Annotated in this window: 11 protein-coding genes; 8 read left to right on the plus strand and 3 right to left on the minus strand. The window is 66.5% G+C overall.

The genetic code is table 11. From position 1 onward, the window contains the following. The 3 genes from lysA to QZ294_RS05030 all read left to right on the plus strand — a co-directional run. On the plus strand, window positions 1-1,257 hold a 1,257-nt coding region (lysA, locus tag QZ294_RS05020; RefSeq protein ID WP_297047547.1), incomplete at its 5' end, for a diaminopimelate decarboxylase. A gap of 118 nt (window positions 1,258-1,375) precedes the next feature. After that, window positions 1,376-2,746 carry an MATE family efflux transporter gene (locus QZ294_RS05025; protein WP_297047549.1) on the plus strand — a complete coding sequence of 457 codons (1,371 nt, stop codon included), beginning with the start codon at window positions 1,376-1,378 and terminating at the stop codon, window positions 2,744-2,746. Window positions 2,747-2,801: 55 nt separating this feature from the next. Continuing rightward, on the plus strand, window positions 2,802-3,695 hold the full coding sequence (locus QZ294_RS05030; protein ID WP_297047552.1) for a phosphatidylglycerol lysyltransferase domain-containing protein: 894 nt from the start codon (window positions 2,802-2,804) through the stop codon (window positions 3,693-3,695). 39 nt (window positions 3,696-3,734) lie between these two features. Here QZ294_RS05030 and QZ294_RS05035 read toward each other — a convergent pair whose 3' ends face one another. The 3 genes from QZ294_RS05035 to ettA form a co-directional block, all read right to left on the minus strand. Continuing rightward, the gene (locus QZ294_RS05035; protein WP_297047555.1) at window positions 3,735-4,448 is read right to left on the minus strand and encodes a helix-turn-helix transcriptional regulator; all 714 of its coding nucleotides are present in this window, start codon (window positions 4,446-4,448) and stop codon (window positions 3,735-3,737) included. Between the two features lie 248 nt (window positions 4,449-4,696). Continuing rightward, entirely contained in the window at window positions 4,697-6,361 is a 1,665-nt protein-coding gene (locus tag QZ294_RS05040; RefSeq protein WP_297047558.1) for a DUF4139 domain-containing protein, read from the minus strand. A gap of 38 nt (window positions 6,362-6,399) precedes the next feature. Further along, window positions 6,400-8,082 (minus strand): energy-dependent translational throttle protein EttA, encoded by a 1,683-nt coding sequence (gene ettA, locus QZ294_RS05045; RefSeq protein ID WP_297047560.1) that lies wholly within the window; start codon window positions 8,080-8,082, stop codon window positions 6,400-6,402. A 251-nt stretch (window positions 8,083-8,333) separates the two neighbouring features. Here ettA and QZ294_RS05050 point away from each other — a divergent pair, with 251 nt between their 5' ends. From QZ294_RS05050 to QZ294_RS05070, 5 genes are all read left to right on the plus strand, one after another. Next, window positions 8,334-10,061, plus strand: a complete 1,728-nt coding sequence (locus tag QZ294_RS05050; RefSeq protein ID WP_297047563.1) for a TrkA family potassium uptake protein — start codon at window positions 8,334-8,336, stop codon at window positions 10,059-10,061. 185 nt (window positions 10,062-10,246) lie between these two features. Beyond that, window positions 10,247-12,106: an ABC transporter ATP-binding protein gene (locus tag QZ294_RS05055; RefSeq protein WP_297047567.1), complete on the plus strand. Its 1,860-nt coding sequence runs from the start codon at window positions 10,247-10,249 to the stop codon at window positions 12,104-12,106. Window positions 12,107-12,304: 198 nt separating this feature from the next. After that, window positions 12,305-13,510 carry an argininosuccinate synthase gene (locus QZ294_RS05060; protein WP_297047570.1) on the plus strand — a complete coding sequence of 402 codons (1,206 nt, stop codon included), beginning with the start codon at window positions 12,305-12,307 and terminating at the stop codon, window positions 13,508-13,510. 66 nt (window positions 13,511-13,576) lie between these two features. Next, window positions 13,577-15,016: an argininosuccinate lyase gene (argH, locus tag QZ294_RS05065; RefSeq protein ID WP_297047572.1), complete on the plus strand. Its 1,440-nt coding sequence runs from the start codon at window positions 13,577-13,579 to the stop codon at window positions 15,014-15,016. Beyond that, a complete protein-coding gene (locus QZ294_RS05070; RefSeq protein ID WP_297047575.1) occupies window positions 15,016-15,873 on the plus strand; it encodes a hypothetical protein in 858 nt (285 codons plus the stop codon). Before argH ends, QZ294_RS05070 begins: the two co-directional genes overlap by 1 nt. The last annotated feature ends 24 nt before the right edge of the window (window positions 15,874-15,897 follow it).

Here is a 15,897-nt window from a genome sequence, read left to right on the forward strand (position 1 = left end):
CCGCGCGAACTGGCCGACCGTTTCGGCACGCCGCTCTATGTGTATAATGAACGCATCCTGCGCGAGCGCTGCCGCGACCTCATGGGCCTGTCGACGCAGCCCGGCTTTGGCGTCAACTATTCCGTCAAGGCCAACGCCAACCCCTCCCTGCTCCAGATCATCCGCGACGAGGGGCTGGTGGCGGACGCCATGAGTCCCGGCGAACTTCGCATGGACGCGCTCGGCGGTTTCACGCCGGAAGAGATCCTCTATATCTCCAACAACAACGCTCCCGAGGAAATGCTCACGGCCCTGGCCCACGGCGTGCTCATCAGCGTGGATTCCCTCTCGCAGCTCGACATGCTCGGGGGCATCAACCGGGGCGGCCGCGTCATGGCCCGTTTCAACCCGGGCATCGGCGCCGGCCATCACGCCAAGGTGGTCACGGCGGGCAAGGCCACCAAGTTCGGCATCTCCCCGGACAGGATGGACGATGTTTTCGCGCTGCTCAAAAAGCACGAGATGACGCTGGCGGGCATCAACCAGCATATCGGCTCGCTCTTCATGGAGCCTGAAGGCTATCTTGAGGCGGCGAAGGTGCTGCTGAAGCTTGCGTCCGCGCTTCCCGCCGATGTGCTGAAGAGGCTGGATGTCATCGACTTCGGCGGCGGCTTCGGCATCCCCTATCACAAATATGAAGGAGAAGCCCGGCTGGACCTGGCCGCTCTCGGCCGGGGGCTGCACGCGCTCATCAGCGGATGGGCCGCGTCCACGGGCTACCGCGGCCGCTTTCTGGTGGAGCCGGGCCGGTATGTGGTGGCGGAGTGCGGCATCCTGCTCGGGCGCGTCACCGCGGTCAAGGAAAATGCGGGCACGCGCTATGCCGGCACGGACATCGGCTTCAACGTCCTCATGCGTCCCGCCATGTATGATTCCTTCCATGATCTGGAAGCCTACCGGGGCGATGCCGGAAACGCCGGCGAGTCCGTCCTCCAGACCGTGGTGGGCAATATCTGCGAGAGCGGCGACATCCTGGCGAAAGACCGCCTGCTCCCGCTCCTGCGGGAAGGCGATGTGCTGGGCGTGCTGGACGCGGGCGCCTATGGCTTCAGCATGGCGTCCAACTACAACCAGCGTCTCCTCCCCGCCGAGGTGCTCATCCAGGCCGACGGCAGTCCGCGCCTCATCCGCCGCAGGGAAACGCCCGAGGACCTGACCCGCTGCCTGGACGGCCTTGTCCGGCAGCCTTCCGGCCAGGACGCCGGCCCACGCGGCTGACGGAGCATCCCGGACCTCAGGATGCCGCAGGGCCGCTCCGTACCGGGGCAGGCCCGGATACCGGCTTTCCGCAAGAGCCTGAACCTGTTCGCGCACGACGCAAGGAGCGCCGCTCCGCATGCCCACGCCCCGCCTCGGCACCTCCCCCAGCGCCATCTGGAGCCTGACCTGGCCCCAGTTGCTCATGATGTATATCGTCTTCTTCATGGGCCTTGCGAGCGTATGGGTGGGGGGCAGGATCAGCGCCAATGTCCAGGCCGCCCTGGGCATGGTGACGCAATGCTCCCTCTTCCTCATGGTGGTGATCATGGCCCTGTCCAGCGGGGCCACGGCGGCCATCAGCCAGTCGCTGGGCGCGTTCCGCGTGCTCCGCGCCGAGCGTTATGTGGCCGCCACCTGGCTGGGAAGCCTTGGCCTCGGGCTGCTCATGGCGCTTCTGGGCTGGAGCTTCGGTGACGCCATCCTGCGGCTCATCATGGTGCCCGAGTCCATCCGGCCGCTTGCCGCCGAGCTTTGGCGGGTCTTCATGTTCATGCTGCCCGCACAGTATGTGTATTCCGCCACGGGCGTCATCTTCCGCGCCACGCGCCTGGTGCTGCCGCCGCTCTGGGTGGCGGCCCTCGTCTGCGCGGCCAACCTTTTCGGCTGCCTGGGCTTCGGCCTCGGCTGGTTCGGCCTGCCTGACTGCGGCTACATGGGCCTTGCCTGGAGCAATTTCGGCGCCCAATGCCTGGGCGCTGTCTGCAATACCCTGCTGCTCGTGCGCTCCGGCTACCTGCGGCGCCGCGCAATCCCCACGATGCGCTGGCTCCGCGTCGGCCTGCCCTACCTCGTGCGCGTGGCGCTTCCGGCGGGAGCGGCGCAGATCGTCTGGCAATCCGGCTATCTCACGCTCTTTGTCCTCGTGGCCTCGCTTCCGGTGGACAGCGTCCACGCCCTGGCCGGACTCACCGCCGGGCTGCGGGCCGAAGCCCTGCTCTTCCTGCCCGGCATGGCCTTCAACATGACCGTGGCCGTCCTGGTGGGCAACAGCCTGGGCGAAGGGCGCCCGGGGCAGGCCAAACGCGTGTCCCTCCCCCTGGTGGGGCTGGCGGCGGGCGCCATGAGTCTTGTGGCGCTTGTCCTCTGGCCCTTCCGGGCGGACATTGCCGCCCTGCTCTCGCAGGAGGCGGCCACCCGTGCCCAGATCGTGAGCTATCTTTCCTACAATCTTGTTTCCACGCCGTTTTCCATTGCCAGCACCGTCATGGGCGGCATCATGGTCGGCGCGGGAGCGACGCACTACAACCTGCTGGTCTATGGCGGCACTTTCTGGATCGTCCGCCTGCCGCTGGGCTGGCTGCTCGGGCACCGGATCTGGGGCACCGCCTCCGGCGTTTTTGCCGCCATGCTCGTTTCCCAGTGTCTCCAGACCCTTATCATGCTCTATGTGGTGCTGCGCTGCGACTGGGCGCGCTTTGCCATGAACCGGCAGCGCCGCCCCCACTGAACCCCATCCGTGGCCGTGTCCGGGAGGACCCGCACATGGCCGAAGGAGAACGAATATGGACCGGAACTTCATTCCCGTGAACCTCAGAGACGCCGATGCCTATTATGAACTCTGGCAGGCAACGCCGCGCCGCTCACTGGACTATACCCTCGCAAACCTCTGGGGCTGGCAGGAATTTTACGGACTCGAATGGCAGTTTGCCGACCGCTTGTGCTGGATACGCCAGACACGGCCGGAACCGCGCTTCTGGGCGCCCATCGGCGACTGGAACGCCGTGAACTGGACGACCCTGCTCCCCGCTGCGGGCGGCACGACGGGCCTGGAGTTCATCCGCGTGCCGGAAGCGCTCGTCCATATCTGGCGCAAGGAATTGCCGGACCTGGTGGAGACCGGCGAGGAACGGGGACAATGGGAATACCTTTATCGGCAGGAGGAACTGGCGACCCTTGCCGGGAACCGCTTCCACAAAAAACGCAATCACTATAACAGCTTCATCAAAGCCTACGGCGAGCCGGACTACCGTGGCGTGACCGACGCCATGGTGGAGGATGTCCTCGGCGTCCAGGATGACTGGTGCCAGTGGCATGAGTGCGACAACTCGCCCTCCCTGCTGGCGGAAAACGAGGCCATCAACCGCGTCCTGACCCGCTGGGATGCCTTCCGGGGCCTTACCGGCGCCTCGCTCTATGTGGATGGCCGCATGATCGCCTTCAGCGTGGGAGAACGCCTGGATGATGAAAGCCTGGGCGTCCACTTTGAAAAGGGACTCAGCGGCTACAAGGGCGTTTATCAGGCCATGAACTGCGAATTCGCGCGCCACGCGGGCGCCGGACTGCGCTGGATCAACCGCGCCCAGGATCTGGACGAGGAAGGGCTGCGCCAGGCCAAGATGACCTATCTCCCCGCCGACTTCCTTCGCAAGTACAGGGTCCGCGTGCGCCCGGCATGAGCCGCGCTCCGGGCGCCGATACCGCGGACGAAAACGGCGTCAGCGGTATTCGCGCCCGGACCAGAGCACGCGCCCGATCACGCGGAACTGGTCCGCGCCGTCGCCGCGCAAATCAAGGCTCAACGGCGGATAGGCCGGATTGGCGCTGTGCAGGACGACCTTGCCGGGGAGCTTGTCCACCCGCTTGATGTAAATGGCGTCCTCAAAGCCCACGGCGTAGAGCCGGCCGGGAGTGATGTCCGTCTGGCCCTGGTCGAGCAGGACCACGTCATTATCGAAGATCTCCGGGACCATGCTGTCGCCGGAAACGCGCATGAGCACCATGCGGCGCGGATTGCCCTTGCGGCGCAAAAAATCGCTGCGGAAGGCATAGCCGCCCTCCTGGGCGGCGCTGACCTCAAGGCTGCCCGTGCCCGCCGAAAGCCGCGCCTCGGCAAGCGGGATGGTGACAAGGTCACTCTCGCAGTCCGCGGGCGCGCACGGAAGCTCGCCGGCCCCGGCTTCCGGCAGGCGCGCGGGACCGCGCCCGAAAAAGAGCCAGTGGGCATTGACGCCGGTCTGCGCGGCGCAGGTCTGGACCCAGGCCGGGGGCACCTCGCCGCGCCTGCGCGCGCCATTGACGGATTGCGGCGTGATGCCGAGCGCACGCGCAAGCTCCGCATCGCTGGCAACGTCAAGCGCGCGCATGAGCCGGGTCAGACATTGGGCGGCAGCGTCGCCGGACTTCCGGGGTGAGGCAGGCAGAGGGACCATGGCATCCTCGCGGTTTGGGGATCGGCAAGGGGCCGTGCGCGGAACATGCAGGAAGGCTCCTGTGAAACAGGAAAACAATCTATCATGAACAGCCATCAATAACAAGCTGTTTTTTTCGCCTGATGCTGATTCCGCTCTGATTTTTGTTTGCCGGTGAAAAAGGGGAGTTGTCTTTTCATGCGACAAAGCGCCCCGGACCCGCACATGGCGGGACCGGGGCGCGCTGCACCGTTTTGTCCCGCAGGCGCTTACGGCACGTCGGGGAAGAGCGGCAACTTCTCCGGCGAGGAGATGGTGACGCTGTGCTTCACGCTGGCCTTGCCGTTGCCGGGCACCTCAACGTTCCAGAAGAGCATGTGCTCCTGCTCGTTTTTCTGCGCGGGCGGCTCATCCTTGTAGGTCACGGTGACGCCCTCGTCCACAATGACGGGCGCCGGACGCTCCAGCCTGACGGTGACGGGCCGGGCATGCCCGTTGCTCACCGTATAGGTCCAGGCCCAGGTCCAGGTCTTGCTGGTCTTGATGATGCCGCTTTCGCCCTTCTTGCGCGCATCGTCGAACGTGCGGACGCTGACGCGCGGGTCCGCCCCGAAATAGAGGGTGGCCTCGCCGCCGCGCGGGCGGAACACGCCGCTGCCCACGCTCTGGCCGTCCACGCTGTATTCGGCGGCGCCTTCGGGCCACGCCGAGGTGCCGGGCAGCGTGTATTTGGCAAGCAGCCAGACGCGGCTGTCGCCCCGGCTGGGCCGCGCCAGCCATTGCAGCGGCGCCTTCCAGGCATCCGCCGCGATCTGGAGGCGCGAACGGCCTTCGGGCAGGCCCGCCTCGGCCAGGGTCCAGCTGGCATAGACGGACGCGGTGTCCGCCGTTACGCCCGCTGCGGCCGGAACGGCATCCGCCGCGCCCTCCGCGGACAGCTTGGCGCCGCGCGCATTGAGCATCATGGGCACGGCCCGCGGCTGCGGCCGGGGCTGCGAATCCACCACCCATTCCGGAAGCGGCGCCGGCTCGCGCGGGCCGCCGCCGCGCGTGGCAAGCGTGACCCTGGTGCCGCGCCAGTCGATGCCGGAATACTGCCAGACATCGGCCATCAGCCGCACATCGATACTGCCGCCGCTGCCTTCCTCGGGCCGGGCGTTGAAATCATAGACGGCCTCCCAGCCGCAGTGGGGCCAGGTGTAGGAATAGCGCACGGCCACCTTTTCCCCGCCGGGCACGGGCTTTTGCAGGGTGACGCTCACGAGCTGGCCCAGTTCCGCGCCCGCGGGCAGGCGCTCGATGCGCTGTTGGAGGAGATTGATGCGCTTCTCCAGCGCTTCCTGACGAAGCACCAGTTCGGGCATGGACTCTTCAAGCAGTTTTGTCCGCTGGACCAGGTCCTGGGGCGCGGCGTTTTCGGGCTGGGCCTGCCAGAGGGCGATGGCCGTCTTGACGGTGACGAGGCGCGCCGCAAGGTGGCCGCGCTCGGTCAGAAGCTCCCCACGCGCCCTCGCCAGAGCGCCGGACTCCGCAAGGGCCACGGGGGAGGAACTCCAGCGCACCACGGTCTGGCCGGGCACGCTCAGTTGCAGGTTGGCGGCATCCGCCGGGATGGCGAAGACCAGCGTGCGCCCGGCATCCGGGCCGGCCGTCACGGGGGCGAGGCGCTCCTCCACCTCCAGCCGTCCGCCCGAGGGCGAAAGCAGGGCCGTCGCCGGGCTGGCAAGCGCGACCTTCACGTCCGCGCCGCGTCCAGACGCGGCGCCCGCATCGGCGGCCAGGGCCTGCCCCGCCTGGGAGAGGCAGAGCAACTGCCCGAGCAGGGCAAGACCAAGCCAGCGCAGGCGCCCGCGCCGGAAAGGCCGGGGCCGCGCGGGACCAGGATCGCCGGTATCCATCGTCGCGGCCCTGGCCGCGGTATGGGCATGTTCCATGATTACCTCCATCGGCGGCCGCCAGCGGCGGCCCCTGTTCAGCGTGTGAGTTTGCGGAATTTGAGGCGATGCGGCGTCTCGGCGTCCTTGCCGAGGCGTTTTTTGCGATCTTCCTCATACTCCCGGAAATTGCCCTCGAAGAAGGCCACATGGGCATCGTCCTCAAAGGCCATGATGTGCGTTGCCACGCGGTCAAGGAACCAGCGGTCGTGGCTGATGACGAGCACGCAGCCCGCGAAGTTGTCCAGCGCGTCTTCCAGCGCGCGCATGGTATTGACGTCGATATCGTTGGTGGGTTCGTCCAGCAGGAGCACATTGGCGCCGGATTTGAGCATCCGCGCGAGATGCAGGCGGTTGCGCTCGCCGCCGGAGAGCACGCCGGCCTTTTTCTGCTGGTCCGCCCCGTGGAAGTTGAAGCGCGTGCAGTAGGCGCGGGCATTGACCTCGCGCGCGCCGAGGCGGATGGTCTCGTGCCCGTCGCTCACCAGCTCATAGACGGTCTTGTCCGGGTCCAGCGACTCGCGGCCCTGGTCCACATGGGCGAAGACCACGCTCTCGCCCACGGCAAGGCGCCCGCTGTCCGGCTGTTCCTGCCCGGTCAGCATCCTGAAGAGCGTGGTCTTGCCCGCGCCGTTGGGTCCGATGATGCCCACGATGGCCCCCGGCGGGATGATGGCCGACACGTCCTCCATGAGCAGGCGGTCGCCCATGGCCTTGCTCACCCTGTCAAGTTCGATGACGCTCTTGCCGAGGCGCGGTCCCGGCGGGATGTAGATCTCAAGGTCGGGAGCGCGCTTTTCGCTTTCGTGCGAGAGCATGGCCTCGTAGGCGTTGATCCTGGCCTTGCCCTTGGCGTGCCGCCCCTTGGGCGACATATGGATCCATTCCAGCTCCCGCGCGAGGGTCTTGCGGCGCTCGGCCTCGGCCTTTTCCTCCCCGGCGAGGCGTTTCTGCTTCTGTTCCAGCCAGGAGGAGTAGTTGCCCTTCCACGGGATGCCGCGGCCCCGGTCCAGTTCGAGGATCCAGCCGGCCACATTGTCGAGGAAGTAGCGGTCATGGGTGACGGCAATGACCGTGCCCGGAAAGGTGGAAAGATAGCGTTCGAGCCAGGCCACGGATTCCGCATCGAGGTGGTTGGTAGGCTCGTCAAGGAGCAGGATGTCCGGGTTCTGGAGCAGCAGACGGCACAGGGCCACCCGGCGCCGCTCGCCGCCGGAGACCTTGTTCACCGGCATGTCGCCGGGCGGGCAGCGCAGGGCGTCCATAGCCATTTCCAGACGGGACTCCAGATCCCAGACGCCGCCCGCGTCCATGCGTTCCTGCACCTCGGCCTGCCGGGCCAGCAGGGCGTCCATTTCGTCCGGCTCCATGGGTTCGGCGAATCTGGCGTTGATCTCCTCAAATTCGCGGGCGATGGCGGCAAGTTCCGCCACGCCTTCCTCCACCACTTCACGCACGGTGCGCGTCTCTCCGGCAAGAGGCTCCTGCTCCAGATAGCCGATGCTCAGCCCCGGCGCGAGCACAGTCTTGCCCTCAAACGCCTCGTCCACGCCGGCAAGGATCTTGAGCAGACTCGACTTGCCCGCGCCGTTGAGGCCGAGGACGCCGATCTTGGCGCCATAAAAATAGGAAAGGGAAATGTCCTTGAGCACTTCCTTCTGACCGTGCCGCTTGGACACGCGGATCATGGAATAGATGATCTTGTCCGGTTCGTTGCTCATAAGCTCCTCAGGGTTTGCCGCCGCCACGCGGGGCTGCGCGGCCGCGGAAGCGCGCCCGGAAGGGCGCGACTTCTTTGCACGCTACACGGAAAGCCCCCGGTTTTCAAGGCGCGGCTGCCTTCGCCCTGTGCGAACGCCCTGCCGCGCGGGGATTTCCGCTCGACCTTTCGCCCCGCCTTTGGCACACTGGGGACACACCCCAACCCGGCGTGCCGCAGGACGGCCCGGCGCCGCAGAGACACACCCCGCGCATGAAGTTCCTCCCCTCGCAGATCAGCTTCTTTCTCCAGCAGCACAGCGTGCGCCGCAACCTCGTCTTTCTCCGGCGCTTCCTGCTCATGCTGCTGGGACTCATCATCCTCTATTCCCTGCTCTTCCACGTCATCATGCGCTACGAAGGGCACGACTATTCCTGGATCACCGGCTTCTACTGGACGCTCACGGTCATGTCCACGCTGGGCTTCGGCGACATCACCTTCACGTCCGACCTGGGCATGGCCTTTTCCATCGTGGTCCTGCTGTCCGGGGTGCTGCTGCTGCTCATCATGCTCCCCTTCGCGTTCATCCAGTTCTTTTATGCCCCGTGGCTCAAGGCGCAGGAAAAGGGGCACACGCCCCGCGCGGTGGGGCAGGACGTGAAGGGGCACGTCATCGTGGTCAGCACAAGCCCCATCGCCCTCAACCTCGTGGACGACCTGCGCAGCTACGGCGCGCGTTGCGTCCTCCTCTGCCACGACAGCCAGACCACCCTCGACCTGCTCGACCAGGGCTACGAGGCCGTGGTGGGCGAGCACGATTCCAGCGTGGTCTACAGCAACCTGCGCCTGACCGAGGCGGCCATGCTCGTGGCGCTGGACAGCGACGTGCGCAACACCAACATCGTCTTCACCGCGCGCGACGTGGCAAAGGATGTCCCCATCGTGGCCTCGGCCCAGAGCGAGGACGCCATCGACATCCTGCGCCTGGCGGGCAGCTCGCGCGTGTTCCAGTTCCACCGCCTGCTGGGCGAGGCGCTTGCCAGGCGCGTCCTCAACGCCAATGCCCGCTTCAGCATCGCCAGCCGTTACAAGGAACTGGTGGCCGCCGAGGGGCCTGTCATGCGTACGCGGCTCGTGGGCAAATCCCTGCGGCAGAGCGGCCTGCGCAAGGCCTCGGGGGCCAACGTGGTGGGCCTGTGGGAGCGCGGGCGCTTTGTCCTGCCCAATCCCGACACGGTCTTCACCGCCACCATGGTCATGGTCATCGTGGGCGACATGCAGCAGATCCAGGCGGCCAACGCCTTTCTCAGCGAGGACATGCCGGAGGAGACACGGGAACAGAGCGACGCGCCCGTGGTCATCCTCGGCTGCGGCCGCGTGGGCCGCGATGCGGCGCGCCAGCTTGAACGCAGCGGACGCCCCTACAACGTGGTGGACAAGACCCCCAAGGGCGGCTTCCTCAAGGAGCATCTTGTCATCGGCGACGCCGCCGACCTGGAGGTGCTGGAGCGCGCCGGCATCCGCACCGCGCCCTCGGTCATCATCACCACCCACGACGACGACACCAATATCTACCTCACCCTCTACTGCCGCCGCCTGCGCGAAGATATCCAGATCATCAGCCGCGCCACGCTGGACCGCAACGTGGGCATCCTGCACGCGGCGGGGGCAGACCTTGTGCTTTCGCTGGCGTCGATGGTGACGAGCAGCATCATCAACCTGCTCGCGCCGGGCAAGGTGCTCATGATCAGCGAAGGGCTGAACATCTTCCGCGCCATCGTGGGCAAGAGCCTGGTGGGCAAGCCGCTCATGGGCAGCGGCATCCGCAGCGAAAGCCGGTGCAGCGTGGTGGCCCTGCGCGGCACGGACGGCATCCTCCACGCCAACCCCGACCCCAGCCATGTCTTCGCGGAGGGAGAAGAGATGTATCTCATCGGCGATTCGGAGGCGGAAAAGGCGTTTTACGAAAAATTCGGCAAGAACGAGCCGCTCACGGCCTGAAACGCCGCCCGCGCGGGCGAAACGCCGGAGAGCCACCATTAAAGAAGAGAAGCGGCAGCATTAACGTGAAGTGGTTTGGATCGCCAGCGAACCTGTCAGGTTCGGGAAAGAACGCGGACGGACTTGTGAAAAGCCCGTATGGAGCATAGGGTGTTCTGCACCTTTCGACATGTGCGGGGGGACACATGCTGAACCAACAGCTCTACACGGTATTTAAGTCCATTTACAGGTGGATGGGCAGTGGCCTGCGAAAACGTTTCTGGCGGGTCATGGGGCTTTCCGTGGTGGTGGCCCTGACGGAATTCGGGCTGGCGGCCGCGGTGGCGCTCCTCGGCGTGGTCCTGGCATCGCCGCAGACCATTGTGCAGTCCGGCGTCATGCGGCGCCTTGTGGAGCTGTTTCCCTTCCTGCAACCGATGACGGAGGACCCGCGGCTACTGCTCATCTGCCTGCTGGCGGTCCTGTGCGGGGCCGTGCTGTGCAAGTCGCTGTCCCTGGCGCTCCTCACCTGGCGGCAATCGTCCTTCAGCCAGGCGCTCAATCTGGAAATGGCAAGACGCCTGTTCCACGGTTTCGTGAATGCCCCCTATCTCTGGCATGTGGGCCAGCGGGTCAGCGATCTGGTCACGATGCTGGGCTGGACCAGCTATGTGGGGCAGTATTGTTTTGCCGTCGTGCAGGCGTTGGGGCAACTGGCCGTCGCCGTTGTGCTGATCGTCGTGGTGTTCGTCGCAACGCCTGTCGTGGGCGGCATCGTCTTCACGGGCACCACCGTGGCCGCATATCTCAGCTTTCGTTTCAGCCGCAGGCTCGTCAATATTTCCAGTCAGGAAGTGGCCCAGGGCCAGCGTGACGCCGGCCGCATCGCGCACACCGCCCTGTATGGCGTCCGCGAGCTGATGATCTATCATCAGCAACGGGCCTTCGAATCCCGCTATGTCCAGTGCGAGGGGCGGGCGGCCCGCGGCCGGGCATTGCTGCCCGTCTGGAATCCGCTGCCGTCCTGGACGCTGGAATGGGTGGGGATGGTGCTCCTGCTCGGGGCGGTCCTTCTGCTGTACTGGCGGGATACCGGCATCGCGGCCACTGTGGGCGCCCTGACCCTGCTGGCGGCGGTAGCGTGGCGACTTTTGCCCATCATCAACAGACTGGTGCAGCAGCTGCTGATCATGCAGCAGCAGATACCCCAGATCGGGCCGGTGCTGCGGAAGCTGGAGGAAGTTGACGCGCTTTTGCCCTCCGCCCCCGAGAAGGCGGCAGACTGCCCGCTGACAAAAGATTTGCAGCTGAAAAATGTTTCCTTCCGCTATCCCGGCACGCCGGACGGCAGGCCGGATGCGTTGCGCGGTTTGGACCTGCGCATCCCGCGCGGAAGCATGGTGGGCTTCGTGGGGCTTTCCGGCGCCGGAAAGAGCACGGTGGTGGCTCTGCTGACCGGCTTGTTCCCCCCCACATCAGGAAAGATCCTGGTGGACGGCCGCCCCATGGACAACGCCCTGCGCGCGGGGTGGATCCGTCGTATCGGGTATGTGCCCCAGTCGCCGTTTCTGCTCAATGCCAGCATTGCGGAAAACATCGCCTTCAGCCACTGGGGCACGACAGTTGACCGCGCGCGGGTGCAGCAATGCTGCCGCATGGCGGCCATGGATTTTGTGGATGACCTGGAACAGGGGCTTGATACCGTCATCGGAGAGCGGGGGGTGCGTCTTTCCGGCGGCCAGATACAGCGGGTGGCAATTGCCAGGGCGCTGTACCACGATCCGCAGTTCATTCTGTTCGATGAGGCCACCAGCGCCCTGGACGGCGCGGCGGAACAGGCCATCCAGCAGACCATCGACAGCCTGCGGTCGCGCATGACCCTGGTGGTGGTGGCGCACAGGTTGAGTACGGTGCAGGCCTGCGACACGGTGTACTGGATAGATGAGGGCGAAGTGCGCATGGCCGGGACGCCGGAATCCGTGCTGCCCGCCTATGAAGCCTATCTCGCCGCGAAAAACGGCGCATGCGGCGAAGGAACCGTGCCCCCTGAAGCGCAGGGGGCGTAAGCCAGGCCTTCCCCTCGGCTCCAGGATCCATCAGAACTGCCTCCCAGCGCCCGGAAAACCCCGGAAAATCCCTGCGGCGGCCATACAGGCGCCGTGGCCCGCCACCGACCATGAACTCTTTGGGGCATGACTACCGCCGGGCTTGCGCCACGGAAGGAATTGGACAATACTGCGGGGCCAACACAAAGGGAGTGCAGCATGTCCGAAATCAAAAAAGTCGTTCTTGCCTATTCGGGGGGCCTTGATACCTCGGTCATCCTGAAGTGGCTCATCGTTACCTATGGGTGCGAGGTCATCACCGTCACCGCCGACCTGGGACAGCCGGAAGACCTGGCGGGCGTTGAGGAAAAAGCCCTGCGCACCGGCGCTTCCAAGGCCTATGTGCTGGACCTGCGCGAAGAACTGGCGCGCGACTTCATCTTCCCCATGAACCGGGGCGCCGCGCGGTACGAGAACCGCTACATGCTCGGCACCTCCATCGCCCGGCCCTGCATCACCAAGGCCCTCATCGACGTGGCCCGCGCCGAGGGCGCGGACGCCATCGCCCATGGCGCCACCGGCAAGGGCAACGATCAGGTGCGCTTCGAGTTCGCGGCCAAGGCCCTTGCGCCGGATATCAAGGTCATTGCGCCCTGGCGGGAATGGGACCTCATGTCGCGCACGGCGCTCAACGCCTTCGCCGAAAAGCACGGCATCCCCATTTCCAGCGGCGCCAAGCGCTACAGCATGGACGCCAACATGCTCCACACGAGCTTTGAGGGCAGCGAGCTGGAAAATCCGGGCAACGCGCCGCACGAGTCCTGCCACGAACGCTGCGTGCCGGTGGAACAGGCACCGGACACGCCCGAGATCATCGAGGTGGGCTTCGAGGCGGGCAACCCGGTCTCCGTCAACGGCGAGCGTCTTTCGCCCTATGCCCTCATCCGCACCCTGGCGGACATGGCCGGGCGCAACGGCATCGGCCGCGACGACATGGTGGAGAACCGCTATGTGGGCATGAAGTGCCGGGGCGTCTATGAAAATCCCGCCGGCACCCTGCTTTATGCCCTGCACCGCGACCTTGAGGGCATCTGCATGGACCGCGAACTGCTCGCCATCCGCGACATGCTCGCCGTGCCCTATTCGCATGCCGTGTACAACGGCTACTGGTTCTCGCCCGAGCGCGAAGCCATGCAGGCATTTTTCGACAAGTCGCAGGAAAACGTCACCGGCACCGTACGCGCCAAGCTCTACAAGGGCGGCGTCTGGCCCCTGGCGCGCACCTCGCCCGTGTCGCTCTTTTCCGAGGACCTTGCCACCTTTGAAGGCGGCAACTACGACCACAAGGACGCGGCCGGGTTCATCCGCCTGAACGGCCTGCGCCTTGGCCTGTTTGCCGCCGTGCGCGACCGGGCGGGCAAATAACCCCCGCGGGGCGCCCCGGGGCGCCCCGCACGCACGGACAGACCGCGCGGGCACGAGGAGAAACAGATGGCATCGCACACCAACAGCACCTGGGGCGGCCGCTTCAGCGCCGGCCCGGCGGAGGCTGTGGCCGCATATACCGATTCGCAGCGCTATGACCGCGCCCTCTGGCGGCAGGACATCCGCGCCTCCAAAGCGCACGCCCGCATGCTGGGGCGCCAGGGCGTCATCACGCCTGACGAGGCCGACCGGATCGTGGAGGGCCTGGACGCGGTGGCGGACGAGATCCGCGCCGGGACCTTCGTCTGGAAGCCCGCGCTGGAAGATGTCCACATGAATATCGAGTCGCGCCTCACCGAGCTGATTGGCGAAGCGGGCAAGAAGCTCCATACGGGCCGCAGCCGCAATGACCAGGTGGCCCTGACCTTCCGCCTCTTTGTGGCGGACGCGCTGGACGGCTGGCGCAAGGGGCTTGTCGCCCTCTGCGGGGCGCTGGCGCGCCGCGCGGGCGAACACAGGGACGACCTGCTCCCCGGCTACACCCACCTTCAGCCCGCCCAGCCCGTGAGCCTTGCCCAGCATCTGCTCGCCTACGCCTGGATGTTCCGGCGCGACGCGGGCCGCCTGGAAGACACCCTCGCCCGGGTGCGCATCTCCCCCCTGGGCGCTGCGGCCCTGGCGGGGACGACCTATCCGCTCGACCCCCAAAGCGTGGCGGAAGAAGTGGGCTTTTCCGGCATCCTCGCCAATTCCATGGACGCCGTTTCGGACAGGGATTTTGTGCTGGAGGCGCTCTTCGACGCGGCAACCGTCATGATGCACCTCTCACGTCTCTGCGAGGAGATCGTGCTGTGGGCCAATCCGGCCTTTGGCTTCGTACGCCTGCCGGATAGCTTTTCCACAGGTTCGTCCATCATGCCGCAAAAAAAGAATCCCGATGTGGCGGAGCTGATGCGCGGCAAGACCGGGCGCGTTTACGGCGCGCTCATGGGCCTGCTGACGGTCATGAAAGGGCTTCCCCTCGCCTACAACCGCGACATGCAGGAAGACAAGGAAGGCTTTCTTGACGCCGATGCCACGGTTTCGGCTTCCCTGGCGATCATGGCGGCCATGCTCGGAGAACTGGAATTTCGCGTCGACCGCATGCGGGACGCCTGCAAGGCAGGCTTTCTCAACGCCACGGAACTGGCCGACTACCTCGTGGCCCACGGCCTGCCCTTCCGCGAGGCGCACCACGTCACCGGCCAGGCCGTGGCCGCGGCGGAACGCGAGGGAAAGAGCCTGGAAGAGCTGACGATGGCCGAACTTCAGGCGCTCTCTCCGCGCATCGGCGAGGATGTGTACGATGTGCTCCAGTACGCGGCCGCCGTCCGGCGCCGGGAAACGCCCGGCGGCACGGGACCGCGCTCCGTGGGATACCAGCTGGAGAATTTCCGCCAGTGGCTGGAGGATGCCCGCGCCGCTACGTCCGCCTCTGCGCCGCCCGCTGCGAGAGACGCCCGCTGATGGCGGCCGCTTCCGGAAGCGGCGCTTCCGCGCCCCCTCTCTCATGGCCCGCATGGCTGGAGTCCGCACGGGTGGATGACGGCCTGGCCGCCTCGGCGTACGAGGCCACGCCGCCCGATTTCCGGGCGGCCCTCAAGACCGGTCTTGCCCTGGCCCACTTTCATTTCGGCGAGCGCACGCCATGCCTTGATGACACGGCGCGGCACGACCGCCTGGGCTTTTTGCGCGTGCGTTCGCGCGTTCCCGCGCCCTGGGCGCTCATCGTCATTTCCCCAGCCTACGCGGCTGCGGCCCGCCTCACGGCCGCCTGCGCCGCGGCCCTGCTGGCGGGGGTGCCGCGTGTGGGCGCTGTCTGCCTTGGGGGGGACCCGCATGCCGCCGCCCTGGTCAGCCTTGAACTCAGCGGCGTGGAAGATGTTTTCCGCCTTGACGCCGGGCGTTTCGCGGCGCTCCTTGACGGGCTTGCCGCCCTCCCCGGCCCGCGAGGACGCGTGGTGGTCCTCCACGATGGAGAACTGGCGTCCATCGCGCCTGCCGCCCGGAAGCGGGACATCCCCTGCCACGAGGAACACCGTCCTCCGCGTCTGCGCGTGGAGGCCACGGCCCCTATCGACCGCGAACTCCTCGCCTTCGCCCATGGCACCGCCGCCGTTGACGCCGCGCCGACGGCCGCCGCCCCGGTGGACGCCGTTTTTCGCGCCACGGCCGAAGCGGACCCGGATGCGGCGCTGACCCTCTGCCCGGGCTGCGAAGGTTTCTGGCTGCACCCGGGACTGGACCCGAACTTCTTTACCGTTTCCCGGCAGGCATTCGCCCCCTGGGCGCCGCTCCGCGCGGAGACCGCCGCCGCATCCTGAACCGCGCCACGGCGCACCGGAGGC

The organism is uncultured Desulfovibrio sp. (assembly GCF_910584445.1).
Classification (GTDB): Bacteria; Desulfobacterota; Desulfovibrionia; order Desulfovibrionales; family Desulfovibrionaceae; genus Desulfovibrio.

Bases quoted from the DNA above. Each gene is read 5' to 3' on its own strand.
- QZ294_RS05025 (WP_297047549.1), top strand. From the start codon at position 1,376: ATGCCCACGCCCCGCCTCGGCACCTCCCCCAGCGCCATCTGGAGCCTG.
- QZ294_RS05030 (WP_297047552.1), top strand. From the start codon at position 2,802: ATGGACCGGAACTTCATTCCCGTGAACCTCAGAGACGCCGATGCCTAT.
- QZ294_RS05035 (WP_297047555.1), bottom strand. From the start codon at position 4,448: ATGGTCCCTCTGCCTGCCTCACCCCGGAAGTCCGGCGACGCTGCCGCC.
- QZ294_RS05040 (WP_297047558.1), bottom strand. From the start codon at position 6,361: ATGGAACATGCCCATACCGCGGCCAGGGCCGCGACGATGGATACCGGC.
- ettA (WP_297047560.1), bottom strand. From the start codon at position 8,082: ATGAGCAACGAACCGGACAAGATCATCTATTCCATGATCCGCGTGTCC.
- QZ294_RS05050 (WP_297047563.1), top strand. From the start codon at position 8,334: ATGAAGTTCCTCCCCTCGCAGATCAGCTTCTTTCTCCAGCAGCACAGC.
- QZ294_RS05055 (WP_297047567.1), top strand. From the start codon at position 10,247: ATGCTGAACCAACAGCTCTACACGGTATTTAAGTCCATTTACAGGTGG.
- QZ294_RS05060 (WP_297047570.1), top strand. From the start codon at position 12,305: ATGTCCGAAATCAAAAAAGTCGTTCTTGCCTATTCGGGGGGCCTTGAT.
- argH (WP_297047572.1), top strand. From the start codon at position 13,577: ATGGCATCGCACACCAACAGCACCTGGGGCGGCCGCTTCAGCGCCGGC.
- QZ294_RS05070 (WP_297047575.1), top strand. From the start codon at position 15,016: ATGGCGGCCGCTTCCGGAAGCGGCGCTTCCGCGCCCCCTCTCTCATGG.